Origin of the sequence: Arthrobacter psychrolactophilus, assembly GCF_003219795.1 — a bacterium.
Taxonomy (GTDB): Bacteria; Actinomycetota; Actinomycetes; order Actinomycetales; family Micrococcaceae; genus Specibacter; species Specibacter psychrolactophilus.
Genome location: NZ_QJVC01000009.1, coordinates 52,999 through 67,321, shown reverse-complemented (window position 1 = coordinate 67,321; position 14,323 = coordinate 52,999). Strand labels below are relative to the sequence as shown.

The following is a 14,323-nucleotide window of genomic DNA, read 5'->3' as shown; positions in this document are numbered from 1 at the left end:
CCCTCCGTGTTGAGTCGCCACATCACGCCCTCTCCGCCCGGTGAAGGGCGTGATCTGGCGGGTCAACGTCTGGAAGCGGAGACTGAGGGGCGAGCCTTAGTCTCGAGGAAGACCGTACCGACCCAGGCGTGGACGGAGCCACTCCTCAATGGAGTTCTCCCACCGGGCCGGCTCCACATTCCATTCCTTCGTGTGCCGAGCCTTACTGAAGGGAATGAAGGTCACCATCTCCGGATTGCGCTTGGCCAGCTCGGCTGTGGGCTCAAAGGGGACAAAGTCATCGTCGATGCTGTGCAAAATGAGCGACGGCGTCCGGAGCTCAATGGCCCTGCTCACCCAGTCCATACTCTTGAGGTTCACCGGAGCGGCCAACCCCGTGATACGCCGGCCCAAGGGGTGGCTGAGCATGAGCTGGGCATAGCGCCCAATGTAATTCGGAATACGGTTCAGCGCGGCCTGATGCGCCAGAACATCGATCCAATTGATGACGGGGGCATCAAGAATCATCGCTAGAACATACTTTCGATTCCGGGCGAGGTCGGCCGTCTGCAGACTGATGGCACCACCCATGGAATAGCCAAAGAGCACCACGTCCTTGGCGCCGCGGGACCGAGCATAGTCGATGGCCACCTCAACGTCGGCCCACTCGGTGACCCCGAGGCCATACCTGCCGTCGGCAGTTTTGGGGGCCTCGCCGTCGTTCCTATAAGAGATCAGCAGCGCATTCATGCCCAAGGCGTGGGCGGTGGGCATGGCGCGCAGACCCTCACTGCGGGTTGCCCCTCGCCCATGGACCATGATGGCCCAGGTATGACCCGGATCCGGAGCGGGAAGCAACCAGGCCGGGGCGGGGCCGTCGGGCAGCTCGAGGGTAACGTCCTCGTAGTCCAAGGCCAATTGCTCCGGATGCGAGTAGAGGTTCCCGGACCACCAGCCCGCCGTGGCCGTGCGGAGATCACCGCTGTGGACGGCGAGGACCTCACGGGTGACGCTGCCTTCACGGGGCACATAGGAAATAATGGGGCCGATGATGGCATGCCCACGATTCCCATCGAAGAAGAGCCCGTAGGTGCCCTCGATGACGGTGTCGGGCGTTGCCTCGAGCACCACCTGAAGTTTGGGGCCGTCGGTGATAACGGCCAGGATGGAGAGATCGTCGGCGCGGTGCTTTTCCGGCGTCACCACGCGCCGGGCAAAGTAGGCGGCGAGACCCGAGGTGGCGGTCACGACCGCGAGCGCACCAACCCCTGCCGCTCCGGCGCCCAGGGCACCCCATTTGAGCCATGTACTTGACTGCGTTTCCGAGGTAGCCATGCCCCTATTCTGACGTATCGGTGCGCGGCCGCGAAGTCCGGCACACCGCAGGCCGGGCAACTTTCCGTATCCCACCCTCGAGCGTCCTCTTGCTTCTGAAGAATGTGAGCCTATGCTGGTGCAATGAGTGAGACGATCATCATCCTGACCGAAGAACCACTGACCGCTGTCGACGTCGAGAACATCTCCGATCTCTACAGCCCCGAGGACGACATTGAGCTGGTGTTGCTGGTTCCTGCCGACACCAAGCGCAACCTCTTCGTGGACGTGGTGGATCAGCTGACCATGCTGGATCTGCCCGGCGTGATGCGAGAGCTGCGCGAAAAACCCAGCGCCGAATCCGTCAGGGCCGAGGCAGACGAGATCCTCGCGGCGTCCCTGACTACCCTCTCCACCACGGGCAGGAAGATCTCGGGAACCGTTGCCGAGGGCGACGCCGTCGCCTCCCTCGTTGCGAAGGTCACCGAACTGGGGGCGCGACAGGCTGTTGTCGTCACCCGCCCCCATGCCGTCGCCGACACCTTCCGACAGGACTGGGCGCATCAGGCACAACGCAAGCTGGGCCTTCCGGTTTTGCATTTGTACTCGGGTTCGGGATTTATTGGCGACTCCTAAGCGTTGAGCAAGGTATGAGCACTTATGAAAATACCCCTGTGACAAAAAGCGATGCCCAATGGCGCGAGGAACTCAGCCCCGCCGAATATCAGGTGCTGCGTCAGGCCGGAACGGAGCGCCCCTTCACGGGCGAGTACTGGGACTCCACCCAGGAAGGCGTCTACGCCTGCCGTGCCTGCGGGGCGGAATTGTTCACCTCGCGGGAGAAGTTTGCCTCCCATTGCGGCTGGCCGTCCTTCTTTGCCCCGCTGGCCGATGATTCGGTGCGGTACCTGCACGACAACAGCCTTGGCATGAAGCGCGTGGAGGTCAGGTGCGCCTCCTGTGACTCGCATCTGGGTCACCTCTTTGAGGGCGAGGGTTACGACACTCCTACCGATGAGCGCTTCTGCATTAACTCGGTAGCCTTGACGCTGCGCGAAGGCCCCGTGGAGCTGTCGCCCGAGGCACCTTAAAGCCCCCTAGCATTACAGTCTCTTATGCTCAGCGGTATTTGAGATTAGTTTTCCTGTTCCTTTGCTACGCTCGAAAAAATCGATACGGGCGCCAGCTTAGGGTGTCCGCCACGCGACAAGGACGGGACGCTATGAACGACACACTTGAAGACACAGTTCTCCATCATGACTTCGACTACAGCTCACTGGCACAGCACCCCGCGTGGTGCTCCCTCAAGCAGGCAGCTACGGAGCTGGCCGCCGTCCAGGCCAAGGACGGCTCCGTGGCTGAGGCCAGCGATCACGCACACGCAGCAGCCCAGATCGAGGTCATCAAGGCCTCCGTGACGGAGCTGGCCCCGTACTTCCCGCATGACGGGCGCTACCTGGAACTGCTCGTGCGTGATTTCACGCGCTGGGTCGATGCCGGATTGGGTATTCCCGACTTCCTTGATTCGCTCATGGCCTTCAACCCGCAGGACCAACGGATCAACGGCCTGGGCCACCTCGTAGTCTTCCCCATGTACACCCAGAACGGCTCCACCTCACGCCACGTTGAAGCCGTCCTGGTCGATGTCATCTGGCCCGAGTTCATCGGTGAGCTGGAAGCCGGAGACTACTCCAACAAGCTCTTCGTCCCGTTGCGCTTCATCGACTTCACGGCCGGCTACGACACCAACTCCGCCGTGCTGTTCCCGGAAAGCGTCTCCGTGCGCGAAACGCCCACCTTCACGTGGGGCGCCATCTTCCAGGATCGCGAGGCCGCCCGCTTCCGTCGCGTGCTGCGCGAAGCCATGGCCGTCACGCGCCTCGAACTGCCGGCCGACGCCCTGGAAATGCTCGACAACCAGGCCCTCACCACGGAAACCTTTGTCATGTGGGATTTGATCCACGACCGCACCCACATGCGCGGCGATCTGCCCTTTGACCCGTTCATGATCAAGCAGCGCATGCCGTTCTTCCTGTATTCGCTCGAGGAACTGCGCTGCGATCTGACTGCTTACCGTGAATCGGTCGCCGTCGAACATGATGAGAAGGCCTCCCCCGAGGCGCGCAAGCAGGCCAAGCTGGTCCAGTACGCGGTCATCTTCGACCGGATCTTCCGCTTCGCCATCACGGGCCCGCGGGTGCGCAACTACGACGGCCTCGGCGGGCAGCTGCTCTTTGCCTGGCTGCACCAGCACCACGTCCTGCACTGGACTGACACCAAGCTGACGATTGACTGGGACCAGGTGCCCGACGTCGTCATCGCCCTGGGAGCGCAGATCGAGGAGCTGTACTGGCGCTCGATCGACCGCCCCAAGCTGGCGCACTGGCTCGCCGCCTACGAGCTCGTCTCGGCCACCGTAACCCCGAACCCCGCCTCGACGTGGGCCAAGGGTCCCGAGGCGCTGCCGCTCACGGCACCCCTGCGCGAGATCACCGACCAGGTCATGGACGACGAATTCCCGCTCTCCATGTTCTTCGAAGCCCTCGAGAAGAAGATGCGCACCGTTATCGACTCCACAGCCGGCATCACCGGCACCACCGCGGCTTAAGTGAGTACTGTAGGCACCATGACAACAGCCTCCACACACGTGCCCCTCGTGGTGATTGCCGGCGGCAGCAGCGCCGCCGGCATCGCCACGGCCACCTCGCTTGTCAGCGCCGGTATGCGAGTCCTCACGGTAGGGTCCGACGCCGGACGCATCGGGGCGGCGGCAGAGCTCACCGGCGGTGCCGTCCCCCTCGTGTGCGACCTCACGGACGCGGCTGCCGTCACGGCACTCACGGAGGCGATTCACGCAGAGTATGGCCCGGTGGATGGCCTCATCCACCTGGTGGGTGGCTGGCGCGGCGGAGGAGATATCCCGAGCCAAAACGATGCTGACTGGGATTTCCTGCACGCCTCGGTGCTGACCACGCTGCGCAATACGAGCCGCGCCTTCTACCAGGATTTGCTCGCTTCCCCGTGCGGCCGGCTGGCCATTGTCTCCTCCACCTCGGTCACGGCGCCGACGGCGAGCAATGCCAACTACGCCAGCATCAAGGCAGCCGCCGAGACATGGGTCCAATCCGTGGCCCAGGGTTTTGCGCAAGAAGCAGCCCAGCGCGAGGGGGCGGAGGCCGCGGAGGCGAGTGCCGCCGTCGTCCTTGTCGTGAAGGCACTCGTGGACGACACGATGCGTGCCCGCTCCCCGGAACGGACCTTCCCGGGCTTTACCGACGTGGCCACGCTGGCACAGGCCGTGAGTGGCTTGTTTGGGACACCCGGCCTCAACGGTTCCCGCATTATTCTGTAGTAAGTAGTTTGACCCGATTGACGATTCAACCATCAAAGGCACATTGTGAGCATTGGCAGCACCGAATCCACCCAACTTCACGACGCAAGCGTCATCAGCTTTGCCTCGGATAACTATTCAGGCGTTCACCCCGAGGTGCTCGCAGCCCTCACCTCGGCCAATGGCGGCCATCAGGTGGCCTACGGCGAAGATGTGTACACGGCGCGGCTGCGCGAGGAAATGAGCGCGCTGTTCGGCAAGGACGTTGACGTATTCCCGGTCTTCAATGGCACAGGGGCGAATGTGGTGGCGTTGCAGTCGCTCCTGCCGCGTTGGGGTGCCGTAGTGTGTGCCGCGACCGCCCACATCAACATGGACGAAAACGGGGCCCCGGAGCGGGTGGGAGGCATGAAGCTGCTCTCGGTTCCCACCGTCAACGGCAAGCTCACGCCCGAACTGATCGACAAGGAAGCCTGGGGTTTTGGCGATGAGCACCGCGCCCAGCCGCTGGCCGTGTCCATCACCCAGACCACCGAGTTGGGCACCTGTTACACGCCGGAAGAGGTGCGGGCCATCTGTGATCACGCCCATTCCCTCGGCATGAAGGTCCACATGGACGGCGCCCGCCTGGCCAATGCCGCCGCCCACCTGGGTGTGCCCGTGCGTGAGTTCACCTCCGATGCCGGCGTGGATGTGCTGTCCTTCGGCGGCACGAAGAACGGCATCATCTTTGGCGAGGCCATCGTGGCCCTGAACCCCGAGGCCGCCGACGGGCTCATTTACCTGCGCAAGCTCAATATGCAGCTTTCTTCGAAGATGCGTTTCATCTCCGCCCAGCTTCTGGCGCTGCTCAGTGATGATCTGTGGCTGAAGTCGGCCGGGCACGCAAACGCCATGGCAGCGAAGTTGCGTGCCGCCGTCGAACTTTTGCCACAGGTGCAGTGCACCCAGGCCACCGAGTCCAACGGCGTCTTTGCCATCCTGCCCGAGGGTGTGGCCGAGCGTTTGCGGGAAAAGTTCCGTTTCTACGACTGGGACGAGGCCGCCCGCGAGGTGCGCTGGATGTGCTCCTTTGACACCTCGGAGGCCGATGTTGAGGCGTTTGTCGCGGCGCTGCAGGCCGAACTGAGCTAGTCCACATGGGCCCCACCTCACCGAGGTTGGGGTCCTTTGTGCCTTTAGCGGATCCCTGCTCGGGGATCGACTGTCATGCCTGCCGTAGTGCCTGGCACCGATAATTGCGGCGCGCCTGCCGCGAATCCGTGCCGGAGCGTCATAATCTGCCAATGTGAGCTACCCCTCTCAGCTACCGGCTGACTTCCGAAGCGCCCTGGCCGCGCTGCGCTCCGCCCACACCCGAAGCGAGCTCAATCTCTCCGAGGTGCCCGCACCCGCCCAGCTTGCCCCCTATGGCGTGGCCCTGGGCGCCGAGGTGACCGTCGACGGTGAAGAACTCGCCACGGGCCGCTTTATCCTGTTGCACGATCCCCATGGCTCCGCGCTCTGGGGCGGCAAGTTTCGCATCGTGAGCTATATTCGGGCCCAGCTCGAGGACGATATCGGCAACGACTCGCTGCTGGGCAATGTGGTGTGGGCGCTCTTCGTTGAGGCGTTGGAGGCTCAGGGAGCTCGCTACACTAATTCCGGAGGGACGGCCACCCGGATTCTCTCCGAGAGTTACGGGGCTCTTGCTACCCGCCCTGATACGGTGGACATCGAATTGCGCGCCTCCTGGACGCCCGCGGACGCCTCGGTCGATGCGCATTTAGAGGCCTGGGCCAATATTGTGTGTACGTTTGCCGGCCTCCCACCAGCGTCCGACGGCGTGACTCCCCTTCCCCGACGACGCCACGACACCGGTCGCTAGGGCGCATCTTGGCCATTCGGTAGACTAAGGGCATCATGACCAACCCAGAATCAAGCACGCATAGCCGTGCTAGGACCAAATTGTCTACCACGCGTCAACGCCATGAGGCCAGCGCGCCATCTGGCACCGAGGCGGCAAGCTCCGAGACGTCCGGTGCGACCAGCTCCGAAGTGGCCGCCTCACCCCTGACCAGTGTTGTCATTGACGGGGTCCGCGTAGAACTGGGGGAACTGCCCGACCTTGTGGAACTCAACACCCCGCGCGACGGTATCCCTCTCGTGGTCGACAGCGAACCCGCGCTCAAGCGCTGCGCCGCCGCCCTGGCCGCTGGCACCGGCCCTGCCGCCGTCGACACCGAACGCGCCTCGGGCTTCCGTTACGGTCAGCGCGCCATGCTGGTGCAGATCCGACGCGAAGGTGCTGGCACGTGGCTCATCGACCCCGAAGCCTTTGACGACCTGAAGATCATCGATGACGCTTTGCGCGGCGTCGAGTGGATCCTGCACGCCGCCAGCCAGGATCTCCCCTGCCTGGCCGGAGTTGGCATGTGGCCGGACAAACTCTTTGACACAGAGCTCGCCGCCCGACTGGCGGGATTGCCGCGCGTCGGGCTCGGAGCCGTCGTGGAATCCCTATTGGGCTTCCACCTGGCCAAGGAACATTCGGCCGCCGACTGGTCCACCCGCCCCCTGCCGGAGCCGTGGCTGCGCTATGCGGCACTCGATGTTGAGGTCCTGGTGGATCTCCAGGAGGAGCTGCAGGCACTTCTGGAGAAAGACGGCAAGCTCGACTTTGCGGCCCAAGAGTTCCAGCACCTGATCGATGCTGGCGTCCCCGCGCCGCGCGTTGATCCGTGGCGCCGTACCTCGGGCTCGCATACGCTGCGCAAACGCGTCCAGCTCGGTGCCGTTCGGGAACTCTGGAACACCCGCGAGAAACTCGCCGAGCACCGCGACATCGCCCCGTCCCGCCTAATTCCGGATTCGGCCATCATCGCAGCAGCCAAGGGCATGCCCACCACGGTTCCTGCGTTGCTGGCCCTGTCGGGCTTCCATGGGCGCGCCGCCAAGCGCGACGCCCCCAAGTGGCTGCACGCGATTCAAACGGCCAGGAACAGTGACGATCTGCCTGCCCTGCAGGTCTCCAGCAACACGCCTCCGGCGCCGCGTCTGTGGCTTGAGCGCGACATTGAAGCCGCGGCACGCTTGGCAACGGCCCGCGCCAGCCTGGCCGAGCTGTCCGAATCGCTGAACATTCCGGCGGAGAACATACTCACCCCGGACTTCCTGCGCCGCCTGTGCTGGCGCCCGCCGGCCATCATCACCCTGGAGAGCGTCACGGAACAGTTGCGCGAACTGGGCGCCAGAGCCTGGCAGCTGGAGCTCTGTGCGGGCCTACTGACGGAGGCGCTCCTGCATCCAGCCCCGCTGGAGCCGCGTGAGGCCAAGGGCAGCAAACAAGCCGTCTAGCCTGCCCTCCGCCACCTCCCCCAACGCCGCACCACTTTCCGGCGGTTTTTCCCAAACGCTGCATCATTTCCCGTGAACTGATGCAGCGTTTGGCTTTAATGCCCATAAAGTGATGCAGCGTCGGTGGGGGTTTTGACCTATAAGTTACTCGCAAGTAACATGATGTGTGACACAGTGGTCCCCAAGGTCTTTGGGCTGATCGATACCCGTTGTTTGCACTCGAGGAGCAAGGCATGCGCCAGAATCGGCAAATCAGAGATGTTGTCTTCGTAGACGGCATTCGTACCCCCTTTGGCCGCGCCGGGGAAAAAGGCATCTATGCCAATACCCGCGCCGATGACCTCGTGGTCAAATGCATCCGCGAACTCATGCGCCGAAACCCCTCCCTGCCCGCGGAGCGCATCGACGAGGTCGCCATTGCGGCAACCACGCAGACCGGCGATCAGGGCCTGACGATCGGACGCACCGCAGCGCTCCTGGCCGGACTCCCCCAGTCGGTTCCCGGCTTCGCGATTGACCGCATGTGTGCCGGGGCCATGACGGCGGTCACCACCACGGCGTCGGGTATCGGCGTTGGCGCGTACGACGTCGTGATCGCAGGAGGCGTGGAGCACATGGGACACCACCCCATGGGAGCCGGCTCCGACCCGAACCCGCGCTTCATGTCCGAGCGCATTGTGGATCCTGCCGCCCTGAACATGGGCAACACCGCCGAGAACCTCCACGATCGCTTCCCCGCCATCACGAAGGACCGCACGGACGCCTACGCCGTGGCCAGCCAGAATAAGTTGGCCGCCGCCTACGCCAAGGATCAGATTCAGGCCGATCTGGTTCCCGTCGCAACCCTGAAGCCCGGCGCTGGCTGGACACTCAACTCCGTCGATGAGCCGCCCCGTCCCGGCACCACCATGGAAGACCTCGCGGCCCTGCGCACCCCCTTCCGCGCCCACGGCCGGGTGAGTGCCGGTAATGCGGCTGGATTGAACGACGGCGCGACGGCGGCACTTTTGGCTTCTTCCGACGCTGCCGCCGAGTTGGGTTTACCCGTCAAGATGCGCTTGGTCAGCTACGCCTTTGCCGGTGTAGCCCCCGAGGTCATGGGCATCGGCCCCGTACCGGCCACGGAAAAGGCGCTGCGCCTGGCCGGACTCACGATCGAAGACATTGGCCTCTTTGAAATCAACGAGGCGTTTGCCGTGCAGGTCTTGTCCTTCCTTGACCACTTCGGCATCGCCGACACCGACCCCCGCGTCAACCGCTATGGTGGGGCCATCGCCGTCGGACATCCCCTGGCTTCCTCAGGCGTGCGCCTCATGACGCAGCTGGCCCGCCAGTTCGAGGAAGATCACTCCGTGCAGTACGGCATCACCACCATGTGCATTGGCCTCGGCATGGGCGCCACCGTCATCTGGGAAAACCCCCACTTCACCGCTTCAACGGCTACCGCAACCACCGAAGGGAGCGCAGCATGAGCGCCCAGGACTTTAGCAAACTCACCGCCCTGTTCCCCGACGAAGTGGTGACGCACTCGTACGTGCAGGATATTGCACTGCCCCGGGTGGATGGTGCGCCCAGCGCTGGCACCTTTGCGCTCATCACGCTAGATAATGGCCTGGACCACCGCCGCCCCACCACGCTGGGCCCCAACACCCTCGTGGAACTTGGTACCGTGCTGGAGGCGCAGCGTGAGCGTGCCGCCCGCGGCGAGATCGTGGGCGTGGGCGTGACGGGCAAGCCATTCTTCCTGGTTGCCGGTGCGGATCTTTCGGCCGTCAAGAGCCTGAAGGATCGCGAGTCCGGTTTGCTCATGGCCCAGCTCGGCCACGACGTCTACTCCACCCTGAACGATCTGGGCGTTCCCAGCTTTGTCTTCATCAACGGCCTGGCTCTGGGCGGCGGGCTCGAGATTGCGCTCAACGCCAACTACCGCACGGTCTCCACGGGAGCCGGCGCGCTGGCGCTGCCCGAGGCCTTCCTCGGCCTCGTCCCCGGCTGGGGCGGTGTCTACCTGCTGCCGCGCCTCATTGGCCCCTCCAACGCCGTGACGGTCATGATCGAGAACGCCTTGAGCAATAACCGCACCCTCAGCGGCCCGGCAGCCTACAAGCTGGGCATCGCAGATGCGCTCTTCGAGCCCGCCGATTTCCTGGAGCAGTCTCTCAACTGGGCGGCCCGCGTGCTCGCTGGCGCCGAAAACGTGAGCCGACCCAACGAGGTGAGTGAACCCCTGAGCGAGGACAACAGCGCAGCGTGGGATGCCGCCGTCGTGCGTGCCAAGGCGTTTGTCGAGGCCAAGACCTCCAACGCGGCCCCCGCTCCAGCCAAGGTCATCGAGCTGCTCGAAAAGGGCAAGCACTTCACGAAGGCGGAGTCGTTCGCGGCCGAGGATGCGGCACTGGCCGAGCTCATGGGGACCCCACAGTTCAAGGACACCGTGTATGCGTTCCTGGACCTGGTGCAGAAGCGGGCCAAGCGCCCGGCCGGTGCCCCGGATCCGAAGCTCGCACGCCCCGTCACGAAGGTGGGTGTGGTGGGTGCCGGCCTCATGGCAGGGCAGTTTGCGCTGCTCTTCGCCAAGCAGCTCAAGGTACCCGTGGTCATGACGGACATCGATGCGGCGCGTGTGGAGAAGGGTGTTTCCTACGTCCACGGCGAGGTGGACAAGCTGCGGGCCAAGGGCCGGATCAGCCAGGACGCCGCGAACCGCACCAAGGCGCTCGTGACGGGCTCGGTCTCCAAGGAGGTCTTTGCGGACGCCGACTTCGTGATCGAGGCCGTGTTTGAGGAACTCAACGTCAAGAAGGCGGTCTTTGCCGAGGTGGAGGCCATCGTCTCGCCCGAGTGCATCCTGGCCACCAACACCTCCTCACTCTCTGTGACCGCGATGGCGGAGGACCTGGCGCATCCCGAGCGTCTGGTGGGCTTCCACTTCTTCAACCCTGTGGCCGTCATGCCACTGCTGGAAATTGTGCGCGCCCCCAAGACCGACGACGCCGTCCTCGCCACCGCCTTCGCCACCGCCAAGGCACTGCGCAAGACCGCTGTGCTGGTCAAGGACGCGGCCGCGTTCGTGGTGAACCGGGTACTGTTGCGCCTCATGGCCGAAGTCTCCCAAGCCTTCGACGAGGGCACCGACGCGCACACGGCAGATAACGCACTGCGCCCCATGGGCCTGCCGATGACGCCGTTCACCCTGCTGGCCATGGTAGGCATTCCGGTGGCGCAGCACGTCACGGAGTCGCTCCACACGGCCTTTGGCGATCGCTTCCACGTCTCCGCCAATCAGCAGGCGCTGATCGACGGCGGCAAGAAGGCCCTGTGGGAGACCGCAGCCGACGGTTCCGTCTCCATCCCCGCCGACACCCTGGCGCTCCTGAGCTTTGGCAACACGCCTTCCACGGGTGAGGAATTGCTACTCAAGACGCAGAACGCCCTGGCCGAGGAGATCGGGCTCATGCTCGCCGAAGGCGTGGTCGCCGGACCCGAGGATATTGACCTGTGCATGATCCTTGGCGCCGGCTGGCCTATGCACCTGGGCGGCATCACGCCGTACTTGGACCGCGTGGGCGCCTCCCAGCGCGTCAACGGCAAGACGTTCCACCCGGTGTCCTAGCCACACCCAGTACGACGCCGGACCCTCACCGTGACTGCCACGGTGAGGGTCCGGCGGCGTCCTCGTTAACGGGCACTGGCGGTGGCCGTTTCGCCTTCCGGCTCAGGAACCTGAGAGAATGAGGGCATGATTGTTGAACCATCACTGAGCCGTCGTTCCGCCCTCCGAGCCACCACCGCCGCTTCCGGAGCAGCCTGCGCTCTCGCGTTGGCAGGGTGTGCGCCGGCGGGAAATGCGGGCGCGAAAAAGGGCGCCACGCCAGCCGAAATCCCCACCGGCGGCACCCCGCATCAGGTCGGCAAGGTCTCCGAACTAGCTGTAGGTGCCACGGCGGTGGGCACGGCTAACGGCGTCGACGTGATCTTGTTCCGACCCGATGAAACCACTATTTTGGCGTACAGCGACATCTGCACGCACGCCGGATGCAAGGTGGCCCCGCACAACGAAGACTTCAAATGCCCCTGCCACGGCAGCGTCTTCAAGGGCAGCGACGGAACGGTGGTCTCGGGCCCCGCAAAGGAAGCCCTCCCCCGTTTCGCCGCCGCCATTGACGGTGAATGGATCACCGTCTCGATGTAGCGAGCACTTTAGAACAGGGCGACCTTGGGCACCTTCGGGAAGATGGTGTCCAGCTCGGCCAGATCCGCGGCCGTGGGCTTCCAGCTCACGGCCGCAGCATTTTCCCGCACCTGCTCGGGCTTCGTGGCGCCGGCAATGACACTGGCCACGGCGGGCTGAGCGGCCAGCCAGGAGAACGCCACCTGCACCTCGGTCAGTTCCCGAGCCGCGGCAAAGGCGCTAAACGCAGCGAACTGGGCCTGATCGGCGTCGGAGACCATGTGCTGACGGGTATGCGAGAGGCGGCTACCTTCCGGAACTGCGCCGCCCTTGTACTTGCCCGTCAACAGGCCGTTCGCGAGCGGGAAGTACGGCATGACGCCGAGCCCGTAGGCTTCAGCGGCAGGAGTGACTTCCTGCTCGGCACGACGATCCAGCAGGTTGTAGTGATTCTGGCTCGCGATGAAGCGCTCGGTGCCGCGGGCGCGCGCGGTGTGTTCGGCGTCGGCGATCTGCCATCCAGCAAGATTTGAGTGACCGAAGTAGCGAATCTTGCCCTCGTGGACCAGATCGTCCAGGGTAGAGAGTGTCTCCGCCATCGGGGTGTGCCCGTCCGGGGTGTGGTAATAATACAGATCCAGGTAGTCGGTGTTCAGGCGTCGCAGGGATGCCTCGATGGCCTGACGGATGTACTTGCGCGAACCGCGACGGCCCCAATCCACGCCATTCGCACCGCCGGTATCCATGCCGAACTTGCTCGCGATCACCACGTTCTCACGCTGGGCGCCCAGGGCCTTACCCAGGATGGTCTCACTCAGGCCAGCGGTCATGCCATAGTTATCTGCCACGTCAAAGTGGGTGATGCCGGCATCCAGTGCGGCATGCACGACGGCGTTACTTCCCTCTTGCGTCTGCGTCACCGTCCCGCTGCGGCCGAGGTTGTTGCACCCCAGGCCAACGGTGGAAGCGGTCAAGCCGGAGCGGCCTACTTGGCGGTATTCAATGTGGTTCTGCGTCATAGCTCCACAATAGCCAAAAGATGCCCCACTCATCCCCACCCCTGGATCTGAGTGGCAGTAGATACCGAATTTCCGACGAGAAAGCGCTTACTACGGTATCAACTGCTACACAGATCCGAGGAAGGAGCAGGCTGTGGATAACTCCCAGCAAAGAACGGCAAAAGTTGCCATTCTTGTTCCATGAGCGCCTTCGAAAATTTTCCCTCGAGCATTCGCAATTCCCCGTTTACCGTAGCCCAAGCCCAGGAACTTGGACTGAGCTACGCGCGATTGCGACGCCAAGACATCGTCAACCTCAGTCGCGGCATCAAAGCCATCCACGGACAAGATGACGCCGCGCTTTCTCTGGCCCTGCTCACCCGCCCCTACACCCAGGTCACGGGCTATTCGGCGGCCTCCCATGCTACGGCATTTATCCTCTGGGAACTGCCCGGTTTTCTCCCTGAGGCAACGTCGGGAACCATCCATATCTCGCGCCAGTATCCGCACTCAATACCGCGGCGCTCCGGCATCCAGGGCCATCGCACCATGTTTGACACCGACGAGGTGCAGCTTGTCGACGGTCTTTGGTTGACCTCACGGGCGAGGACATGGCTCGATTGCGCACGGAGTATGTCCGTGGAGGAATTGGTGGTCACCGCCGATCACCTGATTCGGATTCCGCGGCCAGCGTTTGAACGACGAAACGAGGAGTATGTAACTCTCGAGGAGCTATCCGAACTACTCTCTCGTCACCCCGGCACCCCCGGAATAGTCAAAGCCCGGGCGGCACTCGAGTTGGCTCGCGTCGGTTCTGATTCGCCGCAGGAAACTAAACTGCGCCTCGCGTGTAGCGCTGCGGGCTTGCCCGAACCTCATCTCAACGAGCCAACCCTTTTGGTGAACGGTGTCATCCGACAACCGGACCAGTCCTATCCCGACTACAAGGTCGCGGTGGAATATGACGGCAATACGCACGCTGACCCGCGCCAAGTAGAGAAGGACGTTCTCAGAGCCGAGGACTACGCCAACGCTGGATGGAGCGAGGTGCGCATCATGAGGCATCACATGCAAAACGACGCCAAAGAAGCCGTCCGCAAAGTACGCGAAGCCCTTTGGGCCCACGGCTGGCGCCCCTCCTCCGATCTGTGATCCAGTTGCTACCGCAAATCGAGCAGATCAAGCGCTTGACGC

General features: G+C 63.7%; 13 protein-coding genes. 11 read left to right on the top strand and 2 right to left on the bottom strand.

The window, feature by feature from the left end; all coding sequences use genetic code 11:
• Nucleotides 1-96 precede the first annotated feature (96 nt).
• Entirely contained in the window at nt 97-1,314 is a 1,218-nt protein-coding gene (locus CVS30_RS10625) for an alpha/beta fold hydrolase (protein WP_110485315.1), read from the bottom strand.
• Between the two features lie 123 nt (nt 1,315-1,437).
• On the opposite strand from CVS30_RS10625, the gene CVS30_RS10620 reads away from it, so the two are divergent.
• The 10 genes from CVS30_RS10620 (at nt 1,438) to CVS30_RS10575 (ending at nt 12,152) form a co-directional block, all read left to right on the top strand.
• Nucleotides 1,438-1,929, top strand: coding sequence for a hypothetical protein (locus CVS30_RS10620; protein WP_110485314.1), 492 nt, complete (start codon nt 1,438-1,440; stop codon nt 1,927-1,929).
• A gap of 14 nt (nt 1,930-1,943) precedes the next feature.
• Entirely contained in the window at nt 1,944-2,384 is a 441-nt protein-coding gene (gene msrB / locus CVS30_RS10615; protein ID WP_110485313.1) for a peptide-methionine (R)-S-oxide reductase MsrB, read from the top strand.
• Between the two features lie 131 nt (nt 2,385-2,515).
• Entirely contained in the window at nt 2,516-3,901 is a 1,386-nt protein-coding gene (locus CVS30_RS10610) for a DUF6421 family protein (protein WP_220033909.1), read from the top strand.
• 18 nt (nt 3,902-3,919) lie between these two features.
• On the top strand, nt 3,920-4,645 hold the full coding sequence (locus CVS30_RS10605; protein WP_110485312.1) for an SDR family oxidoreductase: 726 nt from the start codon (nt 3,920-3,922) through the stop codon (nt 4,643-4,645).
• A gap of 45 nt (nt 4,646-4,690) precedes the next feature.
• Entirely contained in the window at nt 4,691-5,758 is a 1,068-nt protein-coding gene (locus tag CVS30_RS10600) for a threonine aldolase family protein (protein ID WP_370800833.1), read from the top strand.
• Nucleotides 5,759-5,912: 154 nt separating this feature from the next.
• On the top strand, nt 5,913-6,491 hold the full coding sequence (locus CVS30_RS10595; protein ID WP_110485310.1) for a DUF3000 domain-containing protein: 579 nt from the start codon (nt 5,913-5,915) through the stop codon (nt 6,489-6,491).
• A gap of 80 nt (nt 6,492-6,571) precedes the next feature.
• Complete coding sequence (locus tag CVS30_RS10590) at nt 6,572-7,960, top strand: HRDC domain-containing protein (protein ID WP_370800830.1); 1,389 nt, start codon at nt 6,572-6,574, stop codon at nt 7,958-7,960.
• A 233-nt stretch (nt 7,961-8,193) separates the two neighbouring features.
• Nucleotides 8,194-9,432 carry a thiolase family protein gene (locus CVS30_RS10585; RefSeq protein ID WP_110485308.1) on the top strand — a complete coding sequence of 413 codons (1,239 nt, stop codon included), beginning with the start codon at nt 8,194-8,196 and terminating at the stop codon, nt 9,430-9,432.
• The gene (locus tag CVS30_RS10580) at nt 9,429-11,573 is read left to right on the top strand and encodes a 3-hydroxyacyl-CoA dehydrogenase NAD-binding domain-containing protein (RefSeq protein ID WP_110485307.1); all 2,145 of its coding nucleotides are present in this window, start codon (nt 9,429-9,431) and stop codon (nt 11,571-11,573) included. Before CVS30_RS10585 ends, CVS30_RS10580 begins: the two co-directional genes overlap by 4 nt.
• 126 nt (nt 11,574-11,699) lie before the next feature.
• The gene (locus CVS30_RS10575) at nt 11,700-12,152 is read left to right on the top strand and encodes a QcrA and Rieske domain-containing protein (protein WP_110485306.1); all 453 of its coding nucleotides are present in this window, start codon (nt 11,700-11,702) and stop codon (nt 12,150-12,152) included.
• An 8-nt stretch (nt 12,153-12,160) separates the two neighbouring features.
• Here CVS30_RS10575 and CVS30_RS10570 read toward each other — a convergent pair whose 3' ends face one another.
• On the bottom strand, nt 12,161-13,150 hold the full coding sequence (locus CVS30_RS10570) for an aldo/keto reductase (protein WP_110485305.1): 990 nt from the start codon (nt 13,148-13,150) through the stop codon (nt 12,161-12,163).
• A 180-nt stretch (nt 13,151-13,330) separates the two neighbouring features.
• Here CVS30_RS10570 and CVS30_RS10565 point away from each other — a divergent pair, with 180 nt between their 5' ends.
• Nucleotides 13,331-14,281, top strand: a complete 951-nt coding sequence (locus CVS30_RS10565) for a PDDEXK family nuclease (RefSeq protein ID WP_110485304.1) — start codon at nt 13,331-13,333, stop codon at nt 14,279-14,281.
• Nucleotides 14,282-14,323: the final 42 nt, after the last annotated feature.

Excerpts from the sequence above, each read along its gene's own strand:
- CVS30_RS10625 (WP_110485315.1), bottom strand. The coding sequence starts at position 1,314 with ATGGCTACCTCGGAAACGCAGTCAAGTACATGGCTCAAATGGGGTGCC.
- CVS30_RS10565 (WP_110485304.1), top strand. The coding sequence starts at position 13,331 with ATGAGCGCCTTCGAAAATTTTCCCTCGAGCATTCGCAATTCCCCGTTT.
- CVS30_RS10580 (WP_110485307.1), top strand. The coding sequence starts at position 9,429 with ATGAGCGCCCAGGACTTTAGCAAACTCACCGCCCTGTTCCCCGACGAA.
- CVS30_RS10610 (WP_220033909.1), top strand. The coding sequence starts at position 2,516 with ATGAACGACACACTTGAAGACACAGTTCTCCATCATGACTTCGACTAC.
- CVS30_RS10575 (WP_110485306.1), top strand. The coding sequence starts at position 11,700 with ATGATTGTTGAACCATCACTGAGCCGTCGTTCCGCCCTCCGAGCCACC.
- msrB (WP_110485313.1), top strand. The coding sequence starts at position 1,944 with ATGAGCACTTATGAAAATACCCCTGTGACAAAAAGCGATGCCCAATGG.
- CVS30_RS10620 (WP_110485314.1), top strand. The coding sequence starts at position 1,438 with ATGAGTGAGACGATCATCATCCTGACCGAAGAACCACTGACCGCTGTC.
- CVS30_RS10570 (WP_110485305.1), bottom strand. The coding sequence starts at position 13,150 with ATGACGCAGAACCACATTGAATACCGCCAAGTAGGCCGCTCCGGCTTG.
- CVS30_RS10585 (WP_110485308.1), top strand. The coding sequence starts at position 8,194 with ATGCGCCAGAATCGGCAAATCAGAGATGTTGTCTTCGTAGACGGCATT.
- CVS30_RS10605 (WP_110485312.1), top strand. The coding sequence starts at position 3,920 with ATGACAACAGCCTCCACACACGTGCCCCTCGTGGTGATTGCCGGCGGC.